The organism is Candidatus Blastococcus massiliensis AP3 (assembly GCF_000582785.1).
Lineage (GTDB): Bacteria > Actinomycetota > Actinomycetes > Mycobacteriales > Geodermatophilaceae > Blastococcus > Blastococcus massiliensis.
Map to the genome: position 1 here is coordinate 161,436 of NZ_HG931175.1, position 23,018 is coordinate 184,453.

23 protein-coding genes are annotated in these 23,018 nt (G+C 73.3%); all 23 read right to left on the bottom strand.

Annotation, left to right across the window (positions count from 1 at the left end; translation table 11 throughout):
- Nucleotides 1–404, bottom strand: a 404-nt coding sequence (locus BN344_RS20785; RefSeq protein ID WP_231486901.1) for a hypothetical protein, incomplete at its 3' end; no start/stop codon positions are given.
- The gene (locus BN344_RS14940; RefSeq protein WP_081788665.1) at nt 404–946 is read right to left on the bottom strand and encodes a hypothetical protein; all 543 of its coding nucleotides are present in this window, start codon (nt 944–946) and stop codon (nt 404–406) included. The genes BN344_RS20785 and BN344_RS14940, both read right to left, overlap by 1 nt.
- 11 nt (nt 947–957) lie before the next feature.
- On the bottom strand, nt 958–2,868 hold the full coding sequence (locus BN344_RS14945) for a type IV secretory system conjugative DNA transfer family protein (protein WP_040339407.1): 1,911 nt from the start codon (nt 2,866–2,868) through the stop codon (nt 958–960).
- Between the two features lie 58 nt (nt 2,869–2,926).
- On the bottom strand, nt 2,927–4,096 hold the full coding sequence (locus BN344_RS14950; protein ID WP_040339408.1) for a M23 family metallopeptidase: 1,170 nt from the start codon (nt 4,094–4,096) through the stop codon (nt 2,927–2,929).
- Nucleotides 4,093–5,598, bottom strand: coding sequence for an ATP-binding protein (locus tag BN344_RS14955; RefSeq protein ID WP_040339409.1), 1,506 nt, complete (start codon nt 5,596–5,598; stop codon nt 4,093–4,095). The genes BN344_RS14950 and BN344_RS14955 overlap by 4 nt, the downstream gene beginning before the upstream one ends.
- Nucleotides 5,595–7,109: an SCO6880 family protein gene (locus BN344_RS14960; RefSeq protein WP_040339410.1), complete on the bottom strand. Its 1,515-nt coding sequence runs from the start codon at nt 7,107–7,109 to the stop codon at nt 5,595–5,597. Before BN344_RS14960 ends, BN344_RS14955 begins: the two co-directional genes overlap by 4 nt.
- Complete coding sequence (locus BN344_RS14965; RefSeq protein WP_231486903.1) at nt 7,106–8,566, bottom strand: hypothetical protein; 1,461 nt, start codon at nt 8,564–8,566, stop codon at nt 7,106–7,108. Before BN344_RS14965 ends, BN344_RS14960 begins: the two co-directional genes overlap by 4 nt.
- 139 nt (nt 8,567–8,705) lie before the next feature.
- Nucleotides 8,706–9,440, bottom strand: a complete 735-nt coding sequence (locus BN344_RS14970) for a hypothetical protein (RefSeq protein WP_331279641.1) — start codon at nt 9,438–9,440, stop codon at nt 8,706–8,708.
- A 71-nt stretch (nt 9,441–9,511) separates the two neighbouring features.
- The gene (locus tag BN344_RS14975; RefSeq protein ID WP_040339411.1) at nt 9,512–9,886 is read right to left on the bottom strand and encodes a hypothetical protein; all 375 of its coding nucleotides are present in this window, start codon (nt 9,884–9,886) and stop codon (nt 9,512–9,514) included.
- Entirely contained in the window at nt 9,883–10,557 is a 675-nt protein-coding gene (locus BN344_RS14980; protein WP_231486906.1) for a hypothetical protein, read from the bottom strand. Before BN344_RS14980 ends, BN344_RS14975 begins: the two co-directional genes overlap by 4 nt.
- Nucleotides 10,558–11,211: 654 nt before the next feature.
- On the bottom strand, nt 11,212–14,415 hold the full coding sequence (locus BN344_RS14985) for a LysM peptidoglycan-binding domain-containing protein (protein WP_040339413.1): 3,204 nt from the start codon (nt 14,413–14,415) through the stop codon (nt 11,212–11,214).
- Entirely contained in the window at nt 14,412–14,858 is a 447-nt protein-coding gene (locus tag BN344_RS14990; protein WP_051515981.1) for a pilus assembly protein TadG-related protein, read from the bottom strand. The genes BN344_RS14985 and BN344_RS14990 overlap by 4 nt, the downstream gene beginning before the upstream one ends.
- Complete coding sequence (locus BN344_RS14995; protein WP_231486908.1) at nt 14,855–15,250, bottom strand: TadE/TadG family type IV pilus assembly protein; 396 nt, start codon at nt 15,248–15,250, stop codon at nt 14,855–14,857. The genes BN344_RS14990 and BN344_RS14995 overlap by 4 nt, the downstream gene beginning before the upstream one ends.
- A gap of 26 nt (nt 15,251–15,276) precedes the next feature.
- Nucleotides 15,277–15,741, bottom strand: coding sequence for a TadE family protein (locus tag BN344_RS15000; RefSeq protein ID WP_224499418.1), 465 nt, complete (start codon nt 15,739–15,741; stop codon nt 15,277–15,279).
- A 7-nt stretch (nt 15,742–15,748) separates the two neighbouring features.
- Nucleotides 15,749–15,934: a hypothetical protein gene (locus BN344_RS15005; RefSeq protein ID WP_224499417.1), complete on the bottom strand. Its 186-nt coding sequence runs from the start codon at nt 15,932–15,934 to the stop codon at nt 15,749–15,751.
- 40 nt (nt 15,935–15,974) lie between these two features.
- Nucleotides 15,975–16,889: a type II secretion system F family protein gene (locus BN344_RS15010; RefSeq protein ID WP_040339416.1), complete on the bottom strand. Its 915-nt coding sequence runs from the start codon at nt 16,887–16,889 to the stop codon at nt 15,975–15,977.
- Complete coding sequence (locus BN344_RS15015; protein ID WP_040339417.1) at nt 16,886–17,791, bottom strand: type II secretion system F family protein; 906 nt, start codon at nt 17,789–17,791, stop codon at nt 16,886–16,888. Before BN344_RS15015 ends, BN344_RS15010 begins: the two co-directional genes overlap by 4 nt.
- A complete protein-coding gene (locus BN344_RS15020; RefSeq protein WP_040339418.1) occupies nt 17,788–19,188 on the bottom strand; it encodes a CpaF family protein in 1,401 nt (466 codons plus the stop codon). Before BN344_RS15020 ends, BN344_RS15015 begins: the two co-directional genes overlap by 4 nt.
- Nucleotides 19,178–19,987: a hypothetical protein gene (locus BN344_RS15025; RefSeq protein ID WP_051515982.1), complete on the bottom strand. Its 810-nt coding sequence runs from the start codon at nt 19,985–19,987 to the stop codon at nt 19,178–19,180. The genes BN344_RS15020 and BN344_RS15025 overlap by 11 nt, the downstream gene beginning before the upstream one ends.
- 10 nt (nt 19,988–19,997) lie before the next feature.
- Nucleotides 19,998–20,684, bottom strand: coding sequence for an SAF domain-containing protein (locus BN344_RS15030; RefSeq protein WP_224499416.1), 687 nt, complete (start codon nt 20,682–20,684; stop codon nt 19,998–20,000).
- On the bottom strand, nt 20,684–21,625 hold the full coding sequence (locus BN344_RS15035; RefSeq protein WP_051515983.1) for a hypothetical protein: 942 nt from the start codon (nt 21,623–21,625) through the stop codon (nt 20,684–20,686). Before BN344_RS15035 ends, BN344_RS15030 begins: the two co-directional genes overlap by 1 nt.
- The gene (locus tag BN344_RS15040) at nt 21,619–22,290 is read right to left on the bottom strand and encodes a hypothetical protein (RefSeq protein WP_040339419.1); all 672 of its coding nucleotides are present in this window, start codon (nt 22,288–22,290) and stop codon (nt 21,619–21,621) included. The genes BN344_RS15035 and BN344_RS15040 overlap by 7 nt, the downstream gene beginning before the upstream one ends.
- Before the next feature lie 113 nt (nt 22,291–22,403).
- Nucleotides 22,404–22,856: a helix-turn-helix domain-containing protein gene (locus tag BN344_RS15045; RefSeq protein ID WP_040339420.1), complete on the bottom strand. Its 453-nt coding sequence runs from the start codon at nt 22,854–22,856 to the stop codon at nt 22,404–22,406.
- Nucleotides 22,857–23,018: the final 162 nt, after the last annotated feature.

The following is a 23,018-nucleotide window of genomic DNA, read 5'->3' on the forward strand; positions in this document are numbered from 1 at the left end:
CAGTGCAGCTCGCGGGCGGGGTGCCGGGCGGGCAGCGGAGCGGCGGCGGCCAGCGCAGGCAGCCGGGCAGCCACGTCGTAGTCGGCGGTTGCGGCCCGGGCGAGCGCGGCGGCCAGCGGTAGCCAGTCCGGGCCGCGAACGAGGCGGGCGTCGACTCGTGCCACGAGCTGCCGCCAGGCCGCCTCGGTAGCTGCGTCGTCGTCGCCGTGCTCGGGTTCGCTTTCCAAGTCGGCGGCGATCTGGACGATGCGCGCGGCGATCGCGTGCCGGTCGTCGGCGGTCGCGGCGTAGCAGTAGGCAGCCAACAGGTCTGGGGTGTGCCGGACCATCCACGCGCGGCTGATCCGCACGCCGGCGAGCATCGATACCCAGTCGCCGCGGTCGGACAGTGAGGCGGTGGCCATCACTGGCCTCCTGCCGCTTCGGGAGTGTGGCCGGTCGAAGTGGCGCCGAGGTCGCCGTCGAACAGCGTCTGCCGCGCTGCGGTCGCCTGTGGGCTGTCGTACTCGGCGGCCCAGGAGCGGGCCGGCCAATCGGTGTGCCGGCCGGGTGGGCAGCCGATACCGAGCCGCTCGGCCAGGCGGGCGTGGAAGGCGGGCAGCGCGTAGCGGTGCCACTCCTCCAGCGCATGCGGAGCCGCCGCGTCGGCCGCGGTGGCCCGCAGGCAGGCGAGAACCGCGAGTTCGTGCACGAGGTGGGGATGGGTAGGCCAGCAGGAGGGGATGGCCTGCGCGGTCTGCCATGCGTAGCTGTGGTTGAGCCAGGCGGCGACGTCGTCCAGCCACGCCCACAGTGGGGTGCGCACATGAGCCGAGCAGGTCGCGGGGTCCCAGGGCCGGTCCAGCAGCCGCAGGCCGGCGGGCTCGAGGCCGGCTTCCTCGGCCTGACGGAGCTGCTCGAAGGCACGGCGGATCTCCCGCGGCGGTGGGGGGAACGGCAGGGCCACGTGAGAGACGGTCATCGAAGGCCCCGCTCGACCGGGGTGAGACCCGCGCGGGCGGCCGCGGCGTGGGCGCGACCGGTGCGCTCGGCCACGCTGGCGTTGTGGTCGCGGGCGGCGGTGACACGGTCGCGGGCCGAGGCCTGCGCGGCCAGCAGCTGCGCGCCGCGCCGTCCGGTGAGGCAGCGGGTCAGGCCGGCGACCAGCGGCGGGGCGTTCTCTGCGACCACGAGGGCCCGGCCGGGCGGCAGCTGGCGGATCTCTTCCGGGCGCAGCACGGGCACGGTCTCGCCGTGGGTGGATCGGGACCATCCGGTTCCCCGGTAGCTGTAGGAGGTGCGCCGGACCCGGGTACTGCCCAGTAGCTCGGACAGTTCGCGGTAGAAGCCGCCGTCCTTGCCGCCGCCGAAGGCGACGAGCACGTTGGTGAGCCCAAACAGCGCGCGGGCCTCGTCTTCGCCGTAGATGAGCACCAGCTGTCGCCACGTCTGCGCGGCGTAGAGGAAGCTGATCCCGAGGGCTCGGTCGTTGGCCATCCGAGTGCGCAGAGTGGGCAGCGGCGCGGTGGAGGGCAGCTCGTCCAGGCAGGCCAGCAGTGGCGGGCACAGTCGCCCGGTCGGTGCGTCTCCTGCCAGCTGCAGGGCGGTGTCGAGGACATGCTCGGCCAGAGCCGTCATCAGAGGGGCCGCCGAGGCATAGGGATCCTCGCGACCGAGCAGGTAGACGGTGCCACCGTCGGCCAATAGCGCGGCCATGTCGGTGGCTGGCCGGCCGGGTCCGGGAGTGCACCGGCTGCGGATGTCCGCCTGGAAGAACAGGGTCAACGCCTGCTGCACCGTGGTGGCGGTGTTCCCAGCGGTGCGCGGGTCGCCGTGCAGAGCACCGTGCAGTAGCCCGTCCCAGAAGGGCGCGGCGTGCGGATGAGCGCGCAGGACGTCGGCCGGCCGGGTCGCCGCCTGGGGGTGAGCGGTCCACTCCAGGACGTCCTCGATGGTGCGGCCGGTGAGCGCGGCGGCGTGCAGGTAGCCCTGAAGCACCTTGGCGGCTTCGAAGGCGTAGAAGCGGGCCGCGGAGTCGGTGGTGCCGCCGGTGACCGCACCAGGAACGGTGCCGGCGGTGAAGGCCTTGGCACGGCGCTCGGCCGTCATGGGATCAGCGCAGCCAGCGACGGGGTCCCACACCAGCTCCGGCAGTCCAGGAACCGCGCCGAAGGGGTCTAGTACGGCGACGGGGCGGTTGCCGGCGGCGCGGGCGTCGACGGTGAGCAGCAGGTCCTCGGCCTTGGTCAGGGTGACCAGCGCCGCGCCGGGCGCGTCGAGCAGCGCAGGGGCGAGCAGGTCGAGAGTCTTACCGGACCCCTGTGGGCCGTAGACGCCGGTCGTGCGGTCGAAGGGCACCCACAGCTGCCCGGCGGCGGGAACGGCGGCGTGGCCCAGCCGCCATCCCACGTCCGTGTTGACGACGCGGCGTGGTCTGCGCCGACGAGCCGAGGTCAGATCCGGACGGACGACGGGTCCGACCCGGCGCAGCCGACCGCCGCCCAGCACGTCGGCGACCTGGCTCCGGGTGGCCATGCCCGACCGCCCGGTCAGCCAGCGGTGACCGGCCCAGACCGCTCCCGCGCTGGCGGCCAGGAAGAGTGCGAGGCATCCGGCGATGGCGGTGTAGACCGCTGCGGGCGGCGGTAGCGCCGCCGTCTGCGCGGCGTCCAGCCCGGCGGTGGGCTCGGCTGTCAGCAAGCCACCGACGGAGGCGACAAGGGCGGCCGACCCGTGCGGCCACACCCAGCCGCCGCCGGCCAGCAGTGCCGCGGCTGCGCGGGCGGCCGGGAGCAGCAGCGCGGCGGCCGTCACCCACACCAGAACGGCGGCGAGCGGAATCTCCCAGCTCGCGGGGCCGACATCGGGCCGCGCCCGGCCGGCGTTCATCGCCGACCGCCTGCGCTCACGTGGTGCATGGCTTCTCCCTCGTCGAAGGTCAGGCGGCTCATCCGGCATCGGAGGCGAGCAGGTCGACGCCGCGGTCGGCCAGCCACGGCATCGGATCGACGGCCGCGCCGTCGAGGCGGACCTCGAGGTGCAGGTGGACGCCGGTGCTGTTGCCGGTGGACCCCTGGAACCCGAGCAGCGCCCCGGCGCTGACGCGCTGGCCGGCAGTAGCGGTATAGGCCGAGAGGTGCGCGTAGCGGGTTATCACGCCGCCGCCGTGGTCGAGTTCGACGAGGTTGCCGTAGCCGGCCAGGCTCAGGCTGCCGTCGCGGTCGCAGTAGGCGCTGGTGCACGCGGCTGTGACCACGGTGCCGTCGGCGGTGGCGTAGACCGGGCTATTGCGGGGTCCGGCGATGTCGACCCCCGCGTGCAAGGTGCCCCCACGAGGCCCGAACCCTGAGGTGACCGTGCCGGCGGTGGGCCGGATCCACGACCCGGAAGCCACCGGCAGGCCTGGGCAGACGCCGGCCACCGCGCCGCCCGGGTCGGCCGCGGTCGCCTGGGCGGCCGGCCAGAGCATGGTGGTCAGCTCGCTGGCGAGCGGCTCCCAGCGGGCGTACGCCGACCCGTACGCCGACACCTGGACTGCCTGAGCCGCCTCGGTCAGCGGGATGTTCTGCCATTTCGGCACTTCGATGAGTCGTCGGTAGAAGGCCTCGGCGGCGTAGACGGGGTCCATCAGCTGGGCGACGGTGCCCCATCCGGCGATCCAGCGCTGTTGAAAGGTGTTGACGCTGTCGTGGTCGGAGCCAAGGCCGTCATGCGGATAAGCCACGCTGTTGGCGGTCACCGCGGCCTCCTCGGCGGTGAGTCGGGGGCTGCTGCCGTCGTTGGCCAGCATCCGGAATCGCGACTCCTGGTACGCCGTGGCCAGCGCCACAGTGGCCGCGTACGGGTCGAGTCCTTGTGCCGAGGCGACGGTCACGATGGTCTGCGCGTGGCCCATCTGGACGGCGTCCAGCTCTGTGCCGGCGACGGTGGCGCCAGTCCCGCCGATCGAGCAGGACGACGACGCCACCGCCGTTGACGCCTCCGGAGCGGCGAGAACCGCGAGAGGGATCAGCAGCAGCGTCAGCACGCCGAACACCGGGACGGCGACGGGAGCGGCGACCTTCCACAGCCATCGCTTCGCGTACGCCCGCGCCAGTCCTTCTGCCGTCCCGCTCATGCCGGACGTCCTGTGAGGGCCTCGTTGGTGTCGGTCAGCGTCAGCTCCGGCGCCGTGAGGACGGTCTGCACCTTGAAGGCTCGGTCGCCCACCAGCCACAGGGCACGGCCCTTGCCGGCGATCGCCCAGCCGGTGACCACACGCTGGGCGATCGGGGTCAGCCCGAGCATGGTGGCGAGCTCGTCGGCGACGGCGTGGTCCTGGCCGTGCAGCACCTTGACGTCGCACAGGTGCAGCAGGTCACGGGCGATGGCCACCGCCTGGGAGGAGGCGTCGCCGGCGGTGAGCATGTCCGAGGGCTTGTGCGCGAGCAGGATCTGAACGTCGGCGTCGCGGCGGGACAGCCGCAGGTTGGCGTCCAGGCTCTTCATCGCCTCGGCGCCGAGACGCATCTGCCGCCAGGTCTCGTCGCGGATGACGATGCGCAGGTCGCCTGGGTCGGCGATCTCGCGCATCGCCTGTCCCCACGAGTTCAGGCAGGTCAATGCGATGCCGACGGCCTGGTCACCGAGCGGCTCGAGGCGGGACAGCGACAGCGACTGGATCGGCGCGCGCCAGTCGACCTCGATCGACGTGTGGTCGTCGAACAGCCCGGCCAACGAGCCCTTGACGAGGGAGCCGAGGGCATCGCGCAGGGTGCGGGTGGCGTCGAGGAAGTGCCGCCGGTCGGCGTAGCGGCAAGAGGCGACGAGGTCGTCCGTGGGCTCGTCGAGGGCTTGCCACAGCTGCGGGATGGTGGGCTCGGACAGCCGGGTGGCTCCGCTGCGGTAGCCGGTGAGCAGTCGCAGCGCCTCGCCGACGGCGGTCTCCTCGACAGGGCCGAAGGGCACGTTCTGCGAGCCGACCAGGCCCCGGATCAATACCAGCCAGCGGGCAAACATGATGGCCTCGCGACGGCGGGCCTCGGCGGCGTCGAGCTGCTCCCAGCCGTGGCCGAGCGGGCCGAAGGCCAGTGGGTTGACCCGGGCGGAGAGTCCGTGACCGATGACGAACGGCTCCACGCCCAGCGCGCGGCACAGCGGCTCGTACTCGTCCTTGGTGTCGCCGAGGACAAGCGTGCGGTAGCCGTAGGCGAGCATCCGCAGCGCGAAGGCCTTGACGGTGGCCGACTTGCCGCGGCCGGGCTTGCCGAAGACAACGACGTTGGGGTTGGTGACCGGGATGTCGTCGTCGGTGACCCAGCCGACCGGATCGCAGTAGAACGCCCCGCCCGACAGCAGGTCGATGCCCATCTGCGCGCCAGTGGGCGGTAGACCGCTGCTGGCGATCAGCGGCCACACCACCGGCGTCTGCTCCGAGGTCATCCGCCACACCGACAGCGGCGCCGTCGTCGACGCGCGGCCCCGGCCACGGCCTCGGGGTCCGCGGCGAGACACCAACTGGGTGAAGGGGCCGCGCTCGCGTGGTGCTCTGTCCACGGCGGGGACGGTCGGGAGCCGGTGACCGAAGTCGTCGAGCAGGACGGCGACGTCCCGGCCCCGGTGGGAGCCGCGGCGGTTCATCGTCGTCCCCTGCGGTCGGGCAGCCCGACGCCGAGGGGAATGGCGGCGGCGGCAAAGCCGGAGTCCTGTGCCAGGTCCAGCCGCAACGGCACGAAGCCGGCGGCACGGACCGATGCCGCGAGCCGGCGGCCGTGCTCGTCCACCGGCCAGGTGGCCGGGACGGTGACGCAGGCCGCGACGGCGGGGCGGACGAGCGCCCGCCCGGCGGCCAGCTTCTCGTCCGCGGCACCGATCCGCTCGGTGTCCCGTCGCTGCCGGGCCCGCTGCCGAAAGCCCATGCGGGCGCGCAGCTCGTTGCCGGTGGTGGCGCTCATGTCCTCCCGCCCGACCAGCCGGGTGGCCCGGTCCAGCGGCAGCGGGGCGAGAAAAATTGTCAGACAGCGCCGCTCCCCCGCCGTCGTCGGGACCAACACCGGGGCCAGTGCGCCGAGCACCGCCCCGGAGTCGGGCAACAGGATCGTGTCGGTGACCGACGCCCACGCGTCGTGCACGTAGTGCCGTAGCTCGGCGCGGGCCTGGGTGGGTCCGGCGGCGGCCATCGGGACCCCGGTCGCTAGCTGGGCGCCGTTGGCGGCGGCCAGGTCGGCGGCGATCAATTGGCCACGGTCGCCCGGAGCGAAGCCGGTGCGCACCGCGGCGGCGAGTGTCGCCGAGTCCAGCCAGGTGACGGCGGTGCAGCCGACCGGGCCGCGCAGCGCACTCTCGACCTCGGCCATCACCCCGTGCAGCACCCGGGCGCGGCCGTCCACCCCGCCGCCGCTCTCCTTCGCGGCCCGGCTGATCCGGCTCTCGCCGACGACGACGGTCAAGAAGGCCTCGGTGCGCACCGCGGCCGGGGTGAGAGTGGCGCCCAGCAGCGCATTCACCCGGACGGCCAGGGGGGCGGCGTCGGAACGGGTGTGGTCTCGTTCCCAGGCGGCGCGCTCGGCACCGTCGTCGGGCACCGTGCGCACCTGCAGGGCCAGGACGTCGATCAGTTCGGTGCGGGCGGCGATCTCGCACAGCTCGGCCAGGCCGGCGCCCATCCGGTCCCGCTCGCCCGGTTCGGCCAGCCCGATGCCGGGATGATCGATTCGCGCCACGGCTGCCCAGGTGCGCGCTGCGGAGTTCTGCACGATCACCGGGCGGGTGAACAGGTGCCCGTAGGGCGGTCCGTCGTGAGTGCGGATGCCGGCGAGCACTCCGGGCAGGTCCGCCTCGGACAGGTTCTCGGCCGTCCCGGACGCGGCTCGGGAGCCGAATATCGTCCAGCCCATCGCACCTCCGATGGTGTGCAGGCAGAGATCGGCGAACCAGCGGCCCGCGGCCCGCCCTCGGATGGGGACCAGCAGCACGGCGGCCAGCAGCGCCCACACCGGCAGCCAGATGACGAGCAGCGCCCATGCCTGCGCGTTCAGGGCCAGCAGCGCCGGTACGCCGGTGACGGTGACCAGGGCCAGTTGGGCGCCGGTCATGCCGAGGAACCAGCCGGAGACATCGCGGGAGTAGTCGCCGTAGCGGACGGCGTTCATCGGGCGTCGTCCTGGTCCGAGCCGATCGGACCGCTCTCGCCGGGCCGGTCAGGTGCCATACCGTCGAGGCGTTCGGCGGACCAGGCCGCAGGAGGGCCGTCCTCGAGGTGCTGGGCGTGCCCGTTCTCGATCGGTCTTGTCGGCATTGTTCCGCCGTCGTCAGGACGACGTCCTCGGCCCTGCCCGCCTCCGGTCGCCGGCCCTCCGGCGGAGCCGTTGCCGCGCGCCGGTACCCGGGCGGGCAGCGGCTGCCCGTAGTAGGGATGGGTGTGCCCGACTCCGGCGCCCGACAGCACGTCGGACGCCGAGGTCGCCACCCCCGCGGCCAGTCGGCCGGCCGTGGAGGTGCCGGTGGCGAGCGCGCGCAGCGCGCCGGCGAAGCGCCCGCTGGTCGCCGCGTCCGCAGTCGACTCGCCCTGCGCACGGTCACCGGCCAGCTGCGCCGCTGCACCTGAGGCGGCCACTCCCCCGGACGCGGCACCCGCCGCCGCGGTGGCCACGGCCGCTCGCCCACCACCGGCCTTCTGCAGCGCGCCCATGACTCCGCCGGACGCGGCCAGCGAGGAGCGCAACGCCGCACCACTCGACGTGCCCGGGTCGACGAAGGCCAGCAGCCGGAACAGCGCAAGCGGACAGATGGCTCCGAGCAGGATCAGCAGACAGCCGACCACCGCCATGCCGATCGCGGCCTCGGTGGTCGTCTCCTCTGCTCCGGTGAGAATGCCCTCGGTGATGGTCACTCCGACGCCGAGGACGAGCACGGCGACGGGTGCAACCAGCAGCGCGGCGAGGAACCAGCGCAGGCTGCGCCAGAACCAAGCACTGGACGTCTGCGCCAGCAGTCCCCCTGCCGAGATCGCCGAGGTCGCGGCCAGCACGATCAGCGCCGCCTCGCGGACCAGCATCAGCAGCAGGTAGCCCACGCTGGCCGGCACCAGCAGGAAGATCGAGCTGACCCCCAGCACGGTGGCGACCGTGCCGTCGACCAGGTCGCGGCTCACGCTGATCGAGGGGTCGAAGGCGGCCATGGTGTCGATGTCGAGCAGGCTGCGCAGCAGGGCGGTGGTCAATCCTGAGACTCCCGTGACCAGCAGCGCGGCCACCCCGACGTAGCTGGCCCAGACCAGCCCGAACTGCAGCAGTCCGATGAGCAGCCGGCCGAGCGTCTGCCCGTCCCGGCGCACGGCCGCGACGCCCAGCTGCACCAGGGCCATCAGTGCGGCCACGGTCGCGCCGATACCGAACGTCACCGGATAGACGGCGGCCAGCGGGCCATCGGCGGACAGGTCCGGTGTGGCCAGGGCGTCGATCACTGAGAACGCCAGGCCCAGCAACCACAGGCCGGCCTCCCACAGCGACAACATGGCATTGACCCAGACGTCTTCGACCACCGCGCCGGCGGCTTCGCCGACCGCGCAGAACGGATTGATCGGCAGGCACGGCAACGAACCGCCCACCCCGGGAACCGCCGGAAAGGCCGTCACCATCTGATCTGCGGCCGCTGCTGGACCTGTGGACACGAAGCAGATCGCCAGGGACAGAAGAAGGACCGCTCCCAGGCGGCGCGTCCAGCCGCTACGCCCTTCGCGTCGCTGCTCAGACATAGCGCAGGTCCCGGTAGCCGGCTGCGATGGCTGCCTCGGTGCCTGGCCAGACCGACGGCGCCGGCGCCGGCTCCTCCCCCGGGCCGATGACCCACCGGTCCCCGACCCAGGCCATGCGCTGGCAGTCGGCGATCGCGATCCGGGAGGTCTGCTCCACGGTGACGGTGAACTCGAAGTTCACGCACACAACGGCGAAGTCCTCGCCCACCGTGCCTTTGATGAGCCCCATCACCGGACGGACGACGATCGCCAGCTGCGGCGACCCCGCACCGGACAGGCCAGCTGCAGACAGCAGACTCGCCATGCCGCCGACCCCCGACCACGTCTCTGAGGTCGGCCCGCCAGGAGCGGCCCACCCGACGATCACCTGTCGCACGCCGTCCATCGAGCCGCTCTGCATCGCCGTCACGTCGATAGCGGCCAGCTGCGCCAGCGCGCCCTCGGGCGTGCGCGGGAATCCAGTGGCCACGGCCGCCGGCCCGACGCCGGTAGCCCGCGGCAACTCGAGAACGCCGGCAGCCTGCTTCGACACCGGGCCAGGCAGGGCGTCGTCGGGGTCTGCGGTCGGCATCGGCTCGGAGGCCAGCGCATCGTGCTGTGACATGTCGCGGGAGGGCGCTGCAGCCTGTCGAGCGTCGTCCCTCTCGTCCGGCTCCTCCTTGAGCCCTTCGACGACTGCCAGGACTAGGCCTGCCAGAAGCGCCAGCGCTACCACCGCGCTGACCACGAGCGCCGCAAGGAGACGCGCCGGGCTCCACTCCGGCGCACCGCTGTCTCGGACGTCTCGACGGCGGCGCATCAGGTGCACCCACTGCCGGTGATCGATTCGAGAATGACCAGGATGACCGTGTAGGTGATAGCCACCATGACGACCACCGCGATGCCCATCGCCCCGTACCGGGAGGCGTGCGGATGGGAGAACATCCGGCCCACAAGGACCGAGCCCAGCGACACGACCGCGGCGATCCCGATCAGCGCCAGCACCCCCCACTTCACCCACGCCGTCACCTGATCGGCGAAGGCCTCCACCCCCGGCGGCGCCTCTGGACAGACCGCCGCGGTGATCACCGGCGCCGCCGTCGCCGGTTCGCTGCTCAGCACGACCAGCGCGGCGAGGACGAGCGCGACGATCGACGCCGCCCGCACCGCCGCGGGCCCTTTCCCGACCCTCATCGGATACCCCCGGCCCGTCCGGTCCGCGCTGCCTGGCGCCGGTGCCGAGGTGTGGCCGCCGGCATCACGAGCTCCGCCAGCGCACGCCCCGCGGCAGCCACCGCCTTCGGTAGCCGGTCCCCAGTCAGCCCGGCGATCTGCAGACGCTGGTCGAACGGCACCGGGACCACTTGGCCGGTCGACCGCGCCTCACGGAGCCGGGGACCGCAGCTGGCCTCCGCCAGCCGTGGCCATCGCGCCGGGCCCACCGCCGCGACCGCCGCCTCCGCGCCGACGGTCGCCAGGACGTGCTCGGCCTGCCGGACCGCTGGAACCGTGACCCGGGTGACGACCACCAGAGCGCAGCCGGCGAGCGACGTCGACGAGTCGAGCAGCGCACAGGTCGTCGACCAACCCGCGTCCACCACCACCGTGGCGTCCGCGTCGGCCTCCGGGAGCCGTGGAAGCGCTCCGTCGGCGGAACGCGGAGCGAGCCGGACGACATCGAGTCGACCGCGGCGACCGCACCGCCACCCGGCGCCGTCGATGCCCAGTTCGATGGTCGGGGCCGCCGCCAGCCCCGACCGGGCCGGCTCCGAGTAGTCGACCAGCTGCACCCGCCCGCCCTCCGCCAGCCCCTCGGCCAGCGCCAGCGCGACGGTGGAAGCACCTGCCCCGGCGTGGCCGGCCACGACCAGAACGACACGGCCTCCGACGCCCGTTCGCTCCCACGGGACATGAGAGAGACCCGGTTGACCGGCATTGCCGCGGAGTGCGACCCCGAACGCTTGGTCTCCGTGAGCGAGGACGTCGTTGGCGACGTCGTCGAAGAGCCCCGCGCGGATGGCGGCCACGGCCGCGCGCATGGCGGGCACGGTCATCGACCGTGTCACTCGGAGACCGCTTGGGTTGGGAGACGCCGTCGCTGCCGACGGGGGCGCGTCCGCAATGAGTGGGCCGCGCCTCGATCCCCGATGCGGGGTTGTGGTGTGCATGCGCCGACGGTGGCGACCGAACCTCCAGTGGTCCTCCAGCCGCGGAGGCATGCGGCCTTCTGCAGTTGCGAGGGTTACCAGTGCAGGTTGTGGCCGGGTCGAGGCGCACGCACCGGAGAACTACCGGCGGTTAGCGGAAGACTCGTGCTGAGGGCCTGCGGCATGCTGCCGCCCGTTCCGCTGCTGGGCGAAGGCGCGCGGCGAGGACGGCGCGCTGTCAGTGGGCGGTCGGGCTGAGGGCTGGCCAGCCCTGGCACGGCACTCCCGCCGCGTCCCGCCCCACCCACACCAAGAGGTCAGCCGACCGTTCCTCGCCGTCAGGAGAACCGCTGGACAGGAACTGGGCCGTCCTCACGACGCCCGGTCGAGGAACTGCCGGCGGGCGCGGTTGATGGTCTCCGCCGTGCTCATGGGAAGGTCCATCTCGTCCTCACCGTCGTGGACGGCCACGATGCGCCCGATGTAGGTCTCGGCCTCGGCGCGGTGGCCCTGGTGGAAGGCCACCCACATCGCGTCCAGCAGTACCTGCTCGTCGTCCGGCGCGACGAGCAGGGCGCAGGCCGAGGCGGTTGCGGCAGCGGCCAGGTCGCCGTCGGCGAGGGCCGTGGAGACGACCTGGTGGGCGACGTCGCAGATGGCTGCCGTGAGCGTCAGATCGAGGCCGTCCAGCCACTCGTAGCCAGCCGGCCGCTGCGCGAATGGCGGGCCGGACACCAGCCGCAGGGCGGCCAGCAGGTCGGGCAGGCCGTCGTCGCGCACCGCGGCCCGGGCCCGCAGCTGGCGGAACAGGTCCGCGTCGACGAGCACACCGGTCAATGTGTAGCGACCGCGGTGACCGGAGCTGAGGTGCTTCTGGCCGGTGGTGGGGTCTGTGCCCAGCCATGCGCGAGCGCCGGCGGCGACCCGGTGGACGTAGGCGCGCGCGCTGACGGGGTCGGTCCTGCCGCCGCGCGCCGGCTGCAGCGCGGTCGCCGCCTCGTCAGCGGTGGCTCCGTGCGGGCGGGTGGCGAGGTAGGCGACAGTCTCCTCGTAGCGGCGCCGCAATCCAGATTTGGCGACGGCCGCCTCATCACCGTGCGCGCGCAGGGCGACCGGTCCGAGCAGGGTCAGCCGCGGCCGGGCCGAGTCCGGCGACCACCAGTCGGCGAGATCGCGGTCGAGTTGGGCGAGGTCGTCCTCGACCTCCCTGCGCACGTCGGCCGGCGCGGCAGACCCCAGGACGTCCGAAGCACCGCCGGTCTTCCACGGCGTCTCTGCCTCCAGGGAACTGCGGGTCGGCGTTGGTGGCGTCGAGTCACGGACTGCCTCGGCAGTAGACCCCCGTCGTAGCCGTGGCAACGGGGTGGAGGTCGGTGATGGAGCGGTATCCGGACCGGTCAGGCCGTCGAGGAGCGCGCCGGCGGCGTCGGTGCGCGCCTGCCAGGGGCGGTCGCCGTCGGCGGCGGGCATTGGAGCGTCCTCGGAGTCGCGCTCGAAAGCCAGCAGCGTGGCGATGTCACGGGCGTGCTGGACGGTCAGCTGCGGCGCTGGCAGCCGCAGTCCGAGTGCCGGGACGACCAGTGACCCGTCGTCGGTGAGCGTGAGCAGCCACTCGTCGCTGACTTGCTCCGGTTCGCCGCCGAGCACGAGTGCGACCGCGGCGCGCCGCTGCCGCGTTCGGAGAGCAGCGGCGGCCTCAACGAGTCCGCCGCCGATCTGATCCGGCAAGTACGGGATGAGGACGACCTGCGGCATCCAGCCGTCCCCGGCTCCGGCCCGCAGCCGCCCGTCCAGCACATCGTCGCCGTCGGACTCGGCGGGTTCCCCCAGGCCAGGGTCGGTGGTGCTGTGGACCGGGTGGACCCGCCCGGGGGCGAGGTCGACCAGTTCGCCGCCGAACCCGACAGGTGTGACGGTGAGCAGGTCAGACCAGCTGTTGACGGCCAGTTCGGCGGCCAGGTGCCGGGCGAAGTTCTCGCGGCGGTCGGCCGGTCCCGTCACGTACACAGACCCGAGACGTTCCAGGTCCAGCAGCCAGCGGCCCGCGGTGTCGGTGCCGATGGTGACCAGAGTCGGGTACGGCGCCAGACGGGTGCGGGCCACCTCGGGGTCGACACCGGTGTCCTGGTCGAGCCGCGCCGACCACCGAAAGCCGGTGTCGTCCGCGATCCACGGTTCCGGCGGAGGGCGGTCGGCCGGAGCGTGCAACCGGAGCTCGAGCCGGCCGCCGTTGAGTCGGGCGGCGACGACGTCAGGAAGCCGCCCGTCCGGATCGGCGGAGATCTGGACGGCGAGGCCGCGCAGCGCCAGGTCGAGCGCGGCGTAGTCGGCCGTGCCCTCGTCGGCCGCCGATGCCACGACCTCTTGTGTGGCCGACTGGGCCTTCGGAAGTGGGGCCAGCCGTCGGCCGGGACGGCGGCGGCGGAGCCGCTGGCGGCGATGCGTCAGCCACGCGGCGCCCACACCCGCGGCGAGCAGTGCCCCACTGCCGGCGAGCACGGCCACCAGCTCCGACGGTCCCTCGGCGGCATCCCCGCTGTGGGTGTCAGTGTCGCTTGCCGGCTGCTCCGATCGCTCAGGGAAGCCACCTGCTGTCGGCGCGGCCGAAGTCGGCGAGGGCTCCGCCGAGACGACTGGCTCGCCCACGTCGGGCGCCGGCTGGTCAGCCGGGGGTCTGCGATCGGCTGGTGGCGGAGGGGCGGCGTCCGCGGGGTCGGCCGGCGGAAGGTCGAGTACCTGCCCGGGGCGGATCAGATCGGGGTCGGTGAATAGGCCGCCGCCGGGCAGCGGTTCGCCGGCGTTGAGGTCGAAGATCGGCTGCCAGTGCTGCAGATCGTGCTGCTCGGCGATGTCGGTCAAAGTCTCGCCGGGCTGCACCGTCACCTCCGCGGCTTCGGGAAGGCGTGCGTCCGGTGGAAGGACCAGCGTCCAGCCAGGGCGGATCAGTCCCGGGTCGGAGAGGAGCGCGCCGTCGGGCTGGGGCCGGCCGCGGTTGAGCTGAAGGATCTCCTCGAACCGGGTCCAGTCGCCCAAGTAGCGGGCGGCGATGCGGCCCAAGGTGTCGCGCGGAGCCACCGTGTATGTGGGACCGGCCGCTGTAGGCCCTGTCGGCCTTGTGTTCACGGGCGGTGCAAGGGCTGGCGACGGCTCCTCGCGGCCGACCGGCTGGTCGGCCACGATCGGGGGGCCGGCAAGGGCGGGAGCAGCTAACAGCGGTCCGCTGCCAACACCGAGGACGGCAGCCACGAGAAGGCCGGCCATCTGCTGCGGCGCCGCCAGGCCGGGCAATCGCATCGGTGGCAGGCCACGCAGCTGGCTGGCGAGCTCGACGGCCACCGAGAGGGCGAAGCAGGCCCACGCGACCCAGCCGATGACCACGAGCAGGCCGAGGAAGAGCGCGCCGGTGTCCGGGCGACTCAGCGTGGTGGTCACCTGTTCCCAGGAAAGCCTGTCGTCGGGCAAGTAGGCGCCGCCGAGCCGCCACAGCCCGACCGGGATGCCGGCGACCGCGGCGGCTAGCAGGATCCCGGCGATCAGCCGGTGCAGCAGGTGCCGTGCCCCATCCGGTGTGGTCATGGGCCCTCTCCCCCGTTCTGGCCGGTCCCGCTGATCAGGTCGGCGGTCCCGGAGCCTTCGACGGTCATCGCGGTGATGCCGACCAGGCCGAGGAATGCAGTCGGCTCGGTGAGGCTGGTGGTGACTTGCAGGGTGTCGCCGTCGACGACGGTCACCGACCCCGCCACGTCGCTGCGGTCCAGGTAGTCCTGCGCCGCGGCGACCGCGGCGGCCGGATCCACGCGGACCTGCCCGGTCAGGGCCGCGGAGACGTCGAGCGCCTGCCCGCCGGCGCGGGCGGCCTCGTCGGCGATGGCGTTGGCGCGCTGGGTGGCGGCCACCTTGGCGCCGCCGTCGACGGCCAGGCCGATGATGAGCAGCAGCCCGGGGACGAGGACGACGAGGAAGACGCCGATCGCGCCGCGCTCGGCGTCCGGCTGCTGACGGCGTCGCTGGCTGGTCATCGTTCGCGGTAGGCGTCGACGGGGCTGGTGAAGGACGCCTCGACGGTGACCGATCCGGGCAGGCCCGGCGCGAGCAGGTCCGCCATGCCGACGACGCAGGTGATCGACACGGTGACGTCGCCGGGCTGGCCGGGCGGAGTCTGGAAGCCGGTGGTGTCGATGTCGACGCTCGTGCTCTGGCAGCGCAGGTCCTGGGCGGCCAGGGTGCGGTCCGCCTGGGCTCTGGCCAGTGCGGCGGCGGTGACGTCGTCCCGGGCAAGTGATGCCTCCCGGGCGGCCGCGCGGGCGGCCTCGGCGACGGCGCCCTCAGCGACCTGGGTACGTCCGGCCACGACGGCGAACGACAGCAGCAACAGCAGCGCCGGGGTCAGCAACGCCAGCTCGACCGACACCGAGCCCTGATCCCCCGCCCGTCCGTTCATGGCGTGGGCCGTTCCACGGGGCCAACGGCGCTCTGGGTGACCGCCCACCCGGACAGGCCGGGGAAGAGGCTGATCGACGTGCCCGTCACGGTCACTTCGATGCTGCTCGGGGAGCCCGCCACGGTCACGTCCCGGCCGGTGAGCAGATCCTCCGCGGTCTGGTCGAGGAAGCCTTCGGCCGCCGACTGGGCGCGTGCGGTCGACGCGGGCTGCACCCGACCCTCGCGGGCGCCTTCCTGGGCCGCGCCCAGGGCGACCGAGCGGGCGTAGAACCACAGGGCCGCCTGGATCAACGTCATGACCAGCAGGAGCACGACGGGGAACGTGACCGCCAGTTCCACCGACGCCGCGCCGCGTTCCCCTGACAGCTGCCGGCGCGCCACGCCGCTGGTCCGGCGGCCACGGACGTGGCACAGCCGGGACAGCGGTGTGGGGCCGCGTGAGCTGGCGGAGCGGGCCACGGGCGGGCTACTGGATCTCGGCTGAGCGGGAGGTGACCGCGTTGGCGATGATCGCGACCAGCGCGACGGCGATGCCGATCAGAGCCACCGTGATGATCACCTGCTCCACCGACAGCGAGCCGCGTTCCGGCTCGCCCCGCAGATCGCGGAGCCGGTCGCGCAGTGCTGCGGCGAGGATGGTCAGGGTGGTCATCAGCGGCATCATCGGACTCTCCTTCTGAGGGGCATGGCGGTCAGGTGGCCATCAGTCGGGCCAGGGCGGGATAGAGGAAGAGCAGCAGGAAGGCGATCGACAGCAGCGCCACCGGGGCGGTGAGCTTCTCGCTGGCGGTGTTGGCCGCCGCCTCTTCGTCGGCCAGCAGCTGGACGCGCAGGGACTGCGCACGGGCCCGGAGCGTCGGGGCGATCGACGCGCCCTCCTGGGCGGCAACCGCCGCGATGTCGGCGACGTCGGCCAGCTCCCCGACACCAGAATCCGCGGCCAGCCGGCGCAACCCCTCCCACGGTGGGTCGCCTGCGAGCCGGGCCGTGACCAACGCGTCGCTGATGCGGCCGAACACCCAGCCGTCGCCGATCGCGGCGGCACGCTCCAGAGCCATGGTGGGGCCCTCGCTGGCGTCCCGGCGGAGGCTGACCAGGTCGAGGTAGGAGCAGAGCGCCCGGCGCATCTGGCCGCGCGCCTCGGCGGCCTGGTCCCGCACGACCAGGTCGACGACGAGGAACAGGCCAACGGCCAGCGCTAGCGATCCGGCCACCGGAACCACGACCGGCAGGTGGACGCCGACGATGCCGAGGACGGCCGTGAGCAGCGGCACAAACGCCGCGCCGAACAGAGCCATGCCGATCTTGCGGACGGCGTACCCCGCCGGCGTCCAGCCGATCAGCGCCAACGCCGATCCCGGCGCCTGCAGACCGGTCGTGGGCAGCCGAGCGGCGGCCCACGACCCGGTCCGTCCTGCCGCCTGCGCCCAGCGGTCTCCCACCTCCCCGACAGGTCGCACGGAACCGATCGGGGCGCGCCCGTCCAACCGGGCCAGCGCGTCGGACAGCCGCGGCTGCTCGATCACGAGCGCGGTCCGTAGCAGCAGGAACAGCCCCAGCCCGACGGCTGCGCCGCAACCGATGAGGAGTACCTGCGCCGCGCTCACCGGGCCGGCACCTCCTCCGGGTCCCGTGCCGCCCCGCCGCGCGTCGTCGGGTCGACGAGGAAGCGGACCGTCGGCGCCGCCGCCGTGAGCCGGCGCATCCACAGCAGGCAACCGACCATCAAGGCGGCGATGACGGCCAGCACCAGCTGCCCGAGCGCGGTGCCGTAGGGAGCCAGGTGGTCCCCGTTCAGGGCGGCCAGCCCGGCGGCGGCGACGGTGATGAGCAACAGCCAGCGCGCGTTGGCCCGGGGCTTGGCGCGGTCGGCCTCCACCTTGCGGCGCATGGTGACCTCCTCGGTGAGGCTGTGCGCCAGCTCGGTCAGCACCCGGGCCAGCCCCGGACCGCGCAGCTCCGCACCGAGCAGCAGGGCGGCGACCACCAGATCACCGGCGGCGTCGTCCAGGTCGTCGGCGAAGGCCAGCAGCGCACGGGACGTGGACCAGCGCGCCTGCAGCCGGGCAGCCAACGTCGCGACCTCGACCTGGATCGGCTCCGGTGCGGTTCGCGCCGAGCGGATCAGCGTCTGCTCCAGCCCTCCGCCGGCGGCCAGGACATCGGAGGTGCGCCGCACCCACTCCTGCAACGCCTCGAGCCGCTCCACCGCCGCATTCCCGGCGGAGAACTGCGTCAGCAGCCACGGCACCCCGACTACCGCGAGCCCGGCCAGGACCCCGCCGACCGGCCACCCCGAAGCCAGCCACACGACAGCGGCCGCTGCTGCACCCGCCGCCCACAGCGCTCGCTGCCGGCGCGTCGTAGGCCCGTCGGCCCACGCCGCCGGGCGGCGTCGGCGAGGAGGCCGCGCCGGCCGCTTATCGGCGGTGAGCGCATGCGCGGCGAGGAGGGGGCCACCGACCACCAGCGCGCCGCACACGCCGGCCAGCAGCACCACGCCGGTCACCGCCGTCCCCCGGTGGCGCTTGCCCAGTGCTCCTGGCCGGGGCGGAGCCAGCCGGGATCGAAGCCGACCCGCACGTAGTCGGCCAGGTCGACCGGATCGTGCGCGGGCGTCGCCCGCCCATCCGGCCCGGCGGCGAAGACCTCCGTGACCGCCGGTCGCCCGCCCTCCCCCATGCCGTTGCACTCCACGACCTGGCTGACGAAGCGGTGCCGCTGCCCGCCGATCCACCGCTCGTCAACCGTGGTGATGTGCACGATGAGGTCGATCGCCGAGGCGCAGGACCGGTAGGCGTGCTCGGGGGTGACCGAGCCCCGGCCGCGCATGCACAGGTTGGCCAGTCGTTCGAAGGCGTGGTGGGCCGACCGGGCGTGCAGGGTGCAGGCCGAACCACCCTCGCCGGCCTCCATGACCTCGATCAGCGGCCAGGCCTCCTCGCCGCGGACCTCGCCCAGCCACACCCGGCTGACGTTCATCACCAGGGCGTGCTCGACGAGTTCGGTCAGGGTCACCTCCCCGAGGCGACGTCCGTCCGGGCCGCGCTCGCCGGTGCCCTCGCGCGCCTCGAACGGCACCACCCGAGGGTGGCGGTCGGGCAGCTCGTGCAGCAGCAGTTCGAAGTGCTTCTCGATCGTGGCCAGGTTCTCCTCGATCGGGAGTTCGTTGGCCAGCGCCCGCAGCAGCAGGGTCTTGCCGGCGCCCTGTCCGCCGGTGACCACGATGTTCTTCCGGGCCCGCACCGCAGCGCGCAGGAACTCGGCCAGCGGCTGGTCGATCGCGCGCAGCCCCACCATGTCGTCGAGGTCGACGTCGCGGATCCGGTGCCGCCGGATCACAAGCTGCGGGCGGGGCACGGTCTCGATCACCGCGGCCAGCCGGGAGCCGTCAGGGAGGCGCATGGTCAGCAGCGGGCTGGCCGTGGTCAGCGTGCGCTCGGCGCGGCCCAGCCGGGCGGCGATGTGCTGCAGCTGCCGGACCAGGTCCTCGTCGGAGTCGGCGATCGCGTCGACGCGGACGTCGCGGCCGTCGGCGTAGCCGATCCACACGTTGTCGAAGCCGTGCGCCTCGATGTTCTCGACCTGCGCATCGTCGACGTAGGGCTGCAGCCGGCCCAGCCCGAACTGGGCGGCGAACACGGCCTCGGCGATCGCCAGCTCCTCGTCCGGGGACGGCACCGCCTGCCCCGCGCGCATGCGCTCTCGGACCAGCGCGTCCATGCCGTCCTGGATGAGCGTGCGAGCCAGCTCCTGCTCCGCGGCCGAACCCAGGGAAGGACGTCGCTTGAGCTCCTCGGCGAGCGCGGTCGCCGTCGTCTCGTGCAGTCGGCGCACCAACGGCCAGTCGACCTGCGGCCTGACGGCGGGCAGGGACCGCCCCAGGTCGAGCTGCTCAGCGGACATGCTCGTGTCCGATCGGGTGCACCGGTGCGGGGACCTGGGCCGGCGGGCTGAGTATGGCCTCGTGCCGGGCGGCGAACTCTGCGACGCGGGCGGCGACCTCCCGCGCCCCTCTCAGCAGCGCCGATTGGTGGAAGGAGCGACCGGCCGGTACGCCGTCGCTGAGCACCGACGCTGCCTTGTCGTCGCGGGGCAGCGCGCCGAGGACCGGGATGCCGAGAGCGTCGCCGATCTCGCGCTCGCCGTAGGGCTCCCCTGCTGCGACGACGACCGCGGCGAGCGCACAGACACCCGCCCCCGATGCTGACTCGGCCTTCAACGCGGCGACCGCGTGGGTCGCGGCGCGCACGGCGCGCAGCGACGACCGGGTCACGACGATCACGGCGGCCGCCCGCCGGACGGCGTCCCGGGGGAAGTGCTCGGCGCCGAGCCGGCCGCAGTCGGCCAGCGCGTCCGTCGTGCCGCCGTCGATCGCGGCGAGCGCCCCGGCCAGGCGGTGCCAGTCCACGTGCCGCGCGCCGATGGGGTCGGTCAGACCGGGCAGCAGCCGCACCCGCGCGCCGGCGTCCAGTTGCAGCAGGTGCGCCTCCAGGTGCCGTGCCGGTCCGCCACGCCGCGCCGCCAGCTCCAGCTCGGCCAGCCCGCCTGCGGAGACTTCGCCGCGGCCGTAGCCGGCCAGGACGTCGCCGCCGGCCGGATCGAGCTCGGCGAGCACCGTGCGGCGGGGCCAGGACAGGGCGAGGGCGAGCGCGGCGGTGGTCACGCCGGGGGCTCCCTTGGCCGAGGTCATCGCGATCAGCACGGTGGGTCGCCTACTCCCCTGCGACCACGACGAGAGCGACCAGCCCGGCGGCTGCGCGGGCTGCCACGTCTGGGCCGTCGGCTTCGTCGACGAGGACGTCGACGACACGCCGCCCGTCCGTGCCCGGCTCCCCTGCGCGGACGACGGTGGCCGCCACGGTGACCGAAGAAGCGGTGGGTGCCGCCTGACCTTCGGTCGGCAGAGGCACCAGCAGCACGTCGTCCCCCGGTCGCAGCGGCGTGCCCGGAAGCTGCACGGCCGGCAGTCCGATGCCGACGAGTTGTTGACCGGGCGGAGGAAGCCGCTGATCGGTGGTCGCGTCGCGGGTGAGGAGTGTTCCGGGTAGGAGGTCTGCTGTTGCTGTTCGGCCGATGACCCGCTCGCGGTCGGTGTACGGGACCGGGGACAGGGCCGGGTCGGCGGCGATGCGTGCCTCCACGAGATCGGCAGCGGTGATCGTCTGCCCCCAGGCGACCGGCTGAGCGACGGCGATCACCGACGTCGTCTGGCCGAGCGAGGTGGCGAGGTAGGCGGCACCGAGTGCACCGAGCACGACCATGGCGACCGCCAGGGCCAGCAGGGCGGGGCGCCGGCGGCGTCGTGGTGGCGGGAGCACCGGAGCCTGGGGCAGTGGTGGGGGCACCCAGCCGTTGCCCTCGACGACGTCGTCGGTGGGGGCTGTCCGCATCCTGGCCATCAGCGCTCCTCGGCCTGGTTGAGCACGTGGAGCTCGCCGACGAAGAGCTCGCCGGTCGAGGACAGCTGCACCGTTTCGGTGCCGGTGCGACCTCCACCGGACCAGGTGACCGTCCACGTGGTCGTAGCGGTGATCGGCCACGGTCCGCCGCCGGGCACGTGGTTGGCCGATGCGCGGTCATAGGTGTGGCCGCAGTCCGGGGAGGGGCCGTCGGCACCCGGGGAGTGAGGCGTTCCGAGGCCGCAGGTGACGGTGGTCCCGTCGCCCATGTCCCAGGCGATGCGGGAGACCACGCCGGTCGCTTCGACGGCGACCGGCCCTTCGGTAGCGGAGCGCGTGATGGGTCCGGAGACGTTCTCCGCGCGATCGGTCCACATCCACATCGGGAGGCCGACCAGTCCGCTGGCCGACGCCTGCGGGGGTGCGGTGCGCAGTAGCGGCGGCTGCAGTTGCATGGCGGCGATGGCGCGCTGTGCGAGGACCTCGGGGTCGATGACTGCGGCCGGTGGCCCGCGACGCCAGGCGATCCCGGTGGCCGTGGAACCGAGCGAGCCGCCGTCCGCCGCACCGCAGTTGGCGATGTAGAGGGCACCGCCGTCCCCTGGCGTATGCCCTTCCCACAGCGGCGAGCCGGGAGGGGGTTGGGGGTCCATCAGCTTGAGGTAGCAGCCGCTGGATGACTCATACCAGCCAAGGTTGTCCTGGTAGCAGGGCACCGCAGCACCGTTCGACGAGGTGCACTCGGACGGTGCCGGCGCCGCAGCCCGGGCGGGGACGGTGGAGGGCGAACTGGGCACGGCCGGCCGGATGTCCTCGATGTAGCAGAAGCCGGAGGGCAGGCAGATCTCCTGGGGCGCGGCGGTGGCGACCGCGGCCGGGACCTGGAGGAGGACGGTCGCCAGGACGCCGGCGGCCGCACGCGCCCAGGAATGGGTCAGCACGTCTCGTCCTGCACGTCGACGGTGGCGACCAACCAGCGGTCCTCGGGTGGCGGGTAGAAGACAACCGTGGCAACGGCGACGTGCGGCGGTCGATCGACGCTCACGACGTCACCAGTGGCCTTGACCGTGGCCGGGAAGTCTCGGGTGTCGACGCAGTCCTGGATCGTGACTGTGCGGAGGGTTCCGTCTGTGCCACCAGCAAGGTCGACAGCGAAGACGTCGGGCGTGTGGATCACCTCGCCGGTGTGGGCGATACCGCGATCCCGGAGAGCCGAGATCTCGAGCAGCTCGGCGGACCGATAGGGGTCTGCGGTCAGCTGCGCGTAGGCCGGCAGCCAGTCCTGCGTCGGGTCGCGGCGCGCATCCTGGACCAGCCGAGTCACATCCCGGTAGACGGCCATCGCCGCGTCGGCGGCCGCCGCCTCGTCAGGGTTCATCGACGGGCCCGAGCTGGTGGACGCCGCACTGGTCTCGGAGGCCGATGCCTGGGGCGAGGTCTGCTCCGTGGCTTCCCCGTCCGTTCCGCATGCGGCGAGTGCCAGCACCGACGCGAGAGCGACGATGCGGCCCCGTACCCCATCGACCGCCCGCGAAGCGGTGCCGTGCAGCGCGGCCGGCGAGCTCGCCGGTCCAGTCTCCAGGACCGCGCCGAGGCCAGCCGCCATCGCACAACGCGACTCTGACCTGCGGATCACGGGCGCCTCCCGGACGAGGTTGCGGGAAATTACCACCAAAGACCGTCAGAAGGGAAAGCCCCAGATCTCCAGTAATCCTCCGGTCAACCTCCAGTTGACGCCAAGGGCGCGTGGTCACGGCGCGCGCGACGGATCGCGGCCTGGACGCGGGACTCGTCCACACCCAGCAATCCGGCCACGGCATGGACGGCGTCCGCCGTCGGCTCGGTACCGGGCCTGCCGTCCTCCAGTCGCACGTACGTCATGACGGACACCCCCGGTGCGCCCATCTCGTTCGTCGCCAGGCCGGCCGCCAGCCGGAGCGCCGCCAGCGGTGGATCGTCGGGATCGACGTCGAGCAGGTGCAGCGGATCGATTCCCACCGCGGCGGCCAGTCGGGGCACGAAGCGGGGCCGCGGACGCTCCAGGCCTAGCTCCCACACGCGGACTCTTGCGGGGCTCGACAGCTCGAGGCGTTCGGCGAGGTCGTCCCGGCTCAATCCCGCGGACTCCCGGGCGGCCTGCAGGCGATCGCCTCGAAGCAGCGGCCGCGCCACGGCAGCCCCCCATCACCCGTTCGGTGGACACCCGTTCGTGGCGTAGGACCCTAGCGCTCACCGTCCGCCTCGGTCGCACGACACCTCATCGTCCGGCGCGGGGTACGCGGCCGACGAGCGTTCGAGCGCCAGGGCTGACCTTTGAGCAACCGTGGCGGCGGA

Excerpts from the sequence above, each read along its gene's own strand:
- BN344_RS14945 (WP_040339407.1), bottom strand. The coding sequence starts at position 2,868 with ATGAACGCCGGCCGGGCGCGGCCCGATGTCGGCCCCGCGAGCTGGGAG.
- BN344_RS14950 (WP_040339408.1), bottom strand. The coding sequence starts at position 4,096 with ATGAGCGGGACGGCAGAAGGACTGGCGCGGGCGTACGCGAAGCGATGG.
- BN344_RS14955 (WP_040339409.1), bottom strand. The coding sequence starts at position 5,598 with ATGAACCGCCGCGGCTCCCACCGGGGCCGGGACGTCGCCGTCCTGCTC.
- BN344_RS14960 (WP_040339410.1), bottom strand. The coding sequence starts at position 7,109 with ATGAACGCCGTCCGCTACGGCGACTACTCCCGCGATGTCTCCGGCTGG.
- BN344_RS14975 (WP_040339411.1), bottom strand. The coding sequence starts at position 9,886 with ATGAGGGTCGGGAAAGGGCCCGCGGCGGTGCGGGCGGCGTCGATCGTC.
- BN344_RS14985 (WP_040339413.1), bottom strand. The coding sequence starts at position 14,415 with ATGACCACACCGGATGGGGCACGGCACCTGCTGCACCGGCTGATCGCC.
- BN344_RS14990 (WP_051515981.1), bottom strand. The coding sequence starts at position 14,858 with ATGACCAGCCAGCGACGCCGTCAGCAGCCGGACGCCGAGCGCGGCGCG.
- BN344_RS15005 (WP_224499417.1), bottom strand. The coding sequence starts at position 15,934 with ATGACCACCCTGACCATCCTCGCCGCAGCACTGCGCGACCGGCTCCGC.
- BN344_RS15020 (WP_040339418.1), bottom strand. The coding sequence starts at position 19,188 with ATGTCCGCTGAGCAGCTCGACCTGGGGCGGTCCCTGCCCGCCGTCAGG.
- BN344_RS15030 (WP_224499416.1), bottom strand. The coding sequence starts at position 20,684 with ATGGCCAGGATGCGGACAGCCCCCACCGACGACGTCGTCGAGGGCAAC.
- BN344_RS15040 (WP_040339419.1), bottom strand. The coding sequence starts at position 22,290 with ATGGCGGCTGGCCTCGGCGCGGTCCTGGAGACTGGACCGGCGAGCTCG.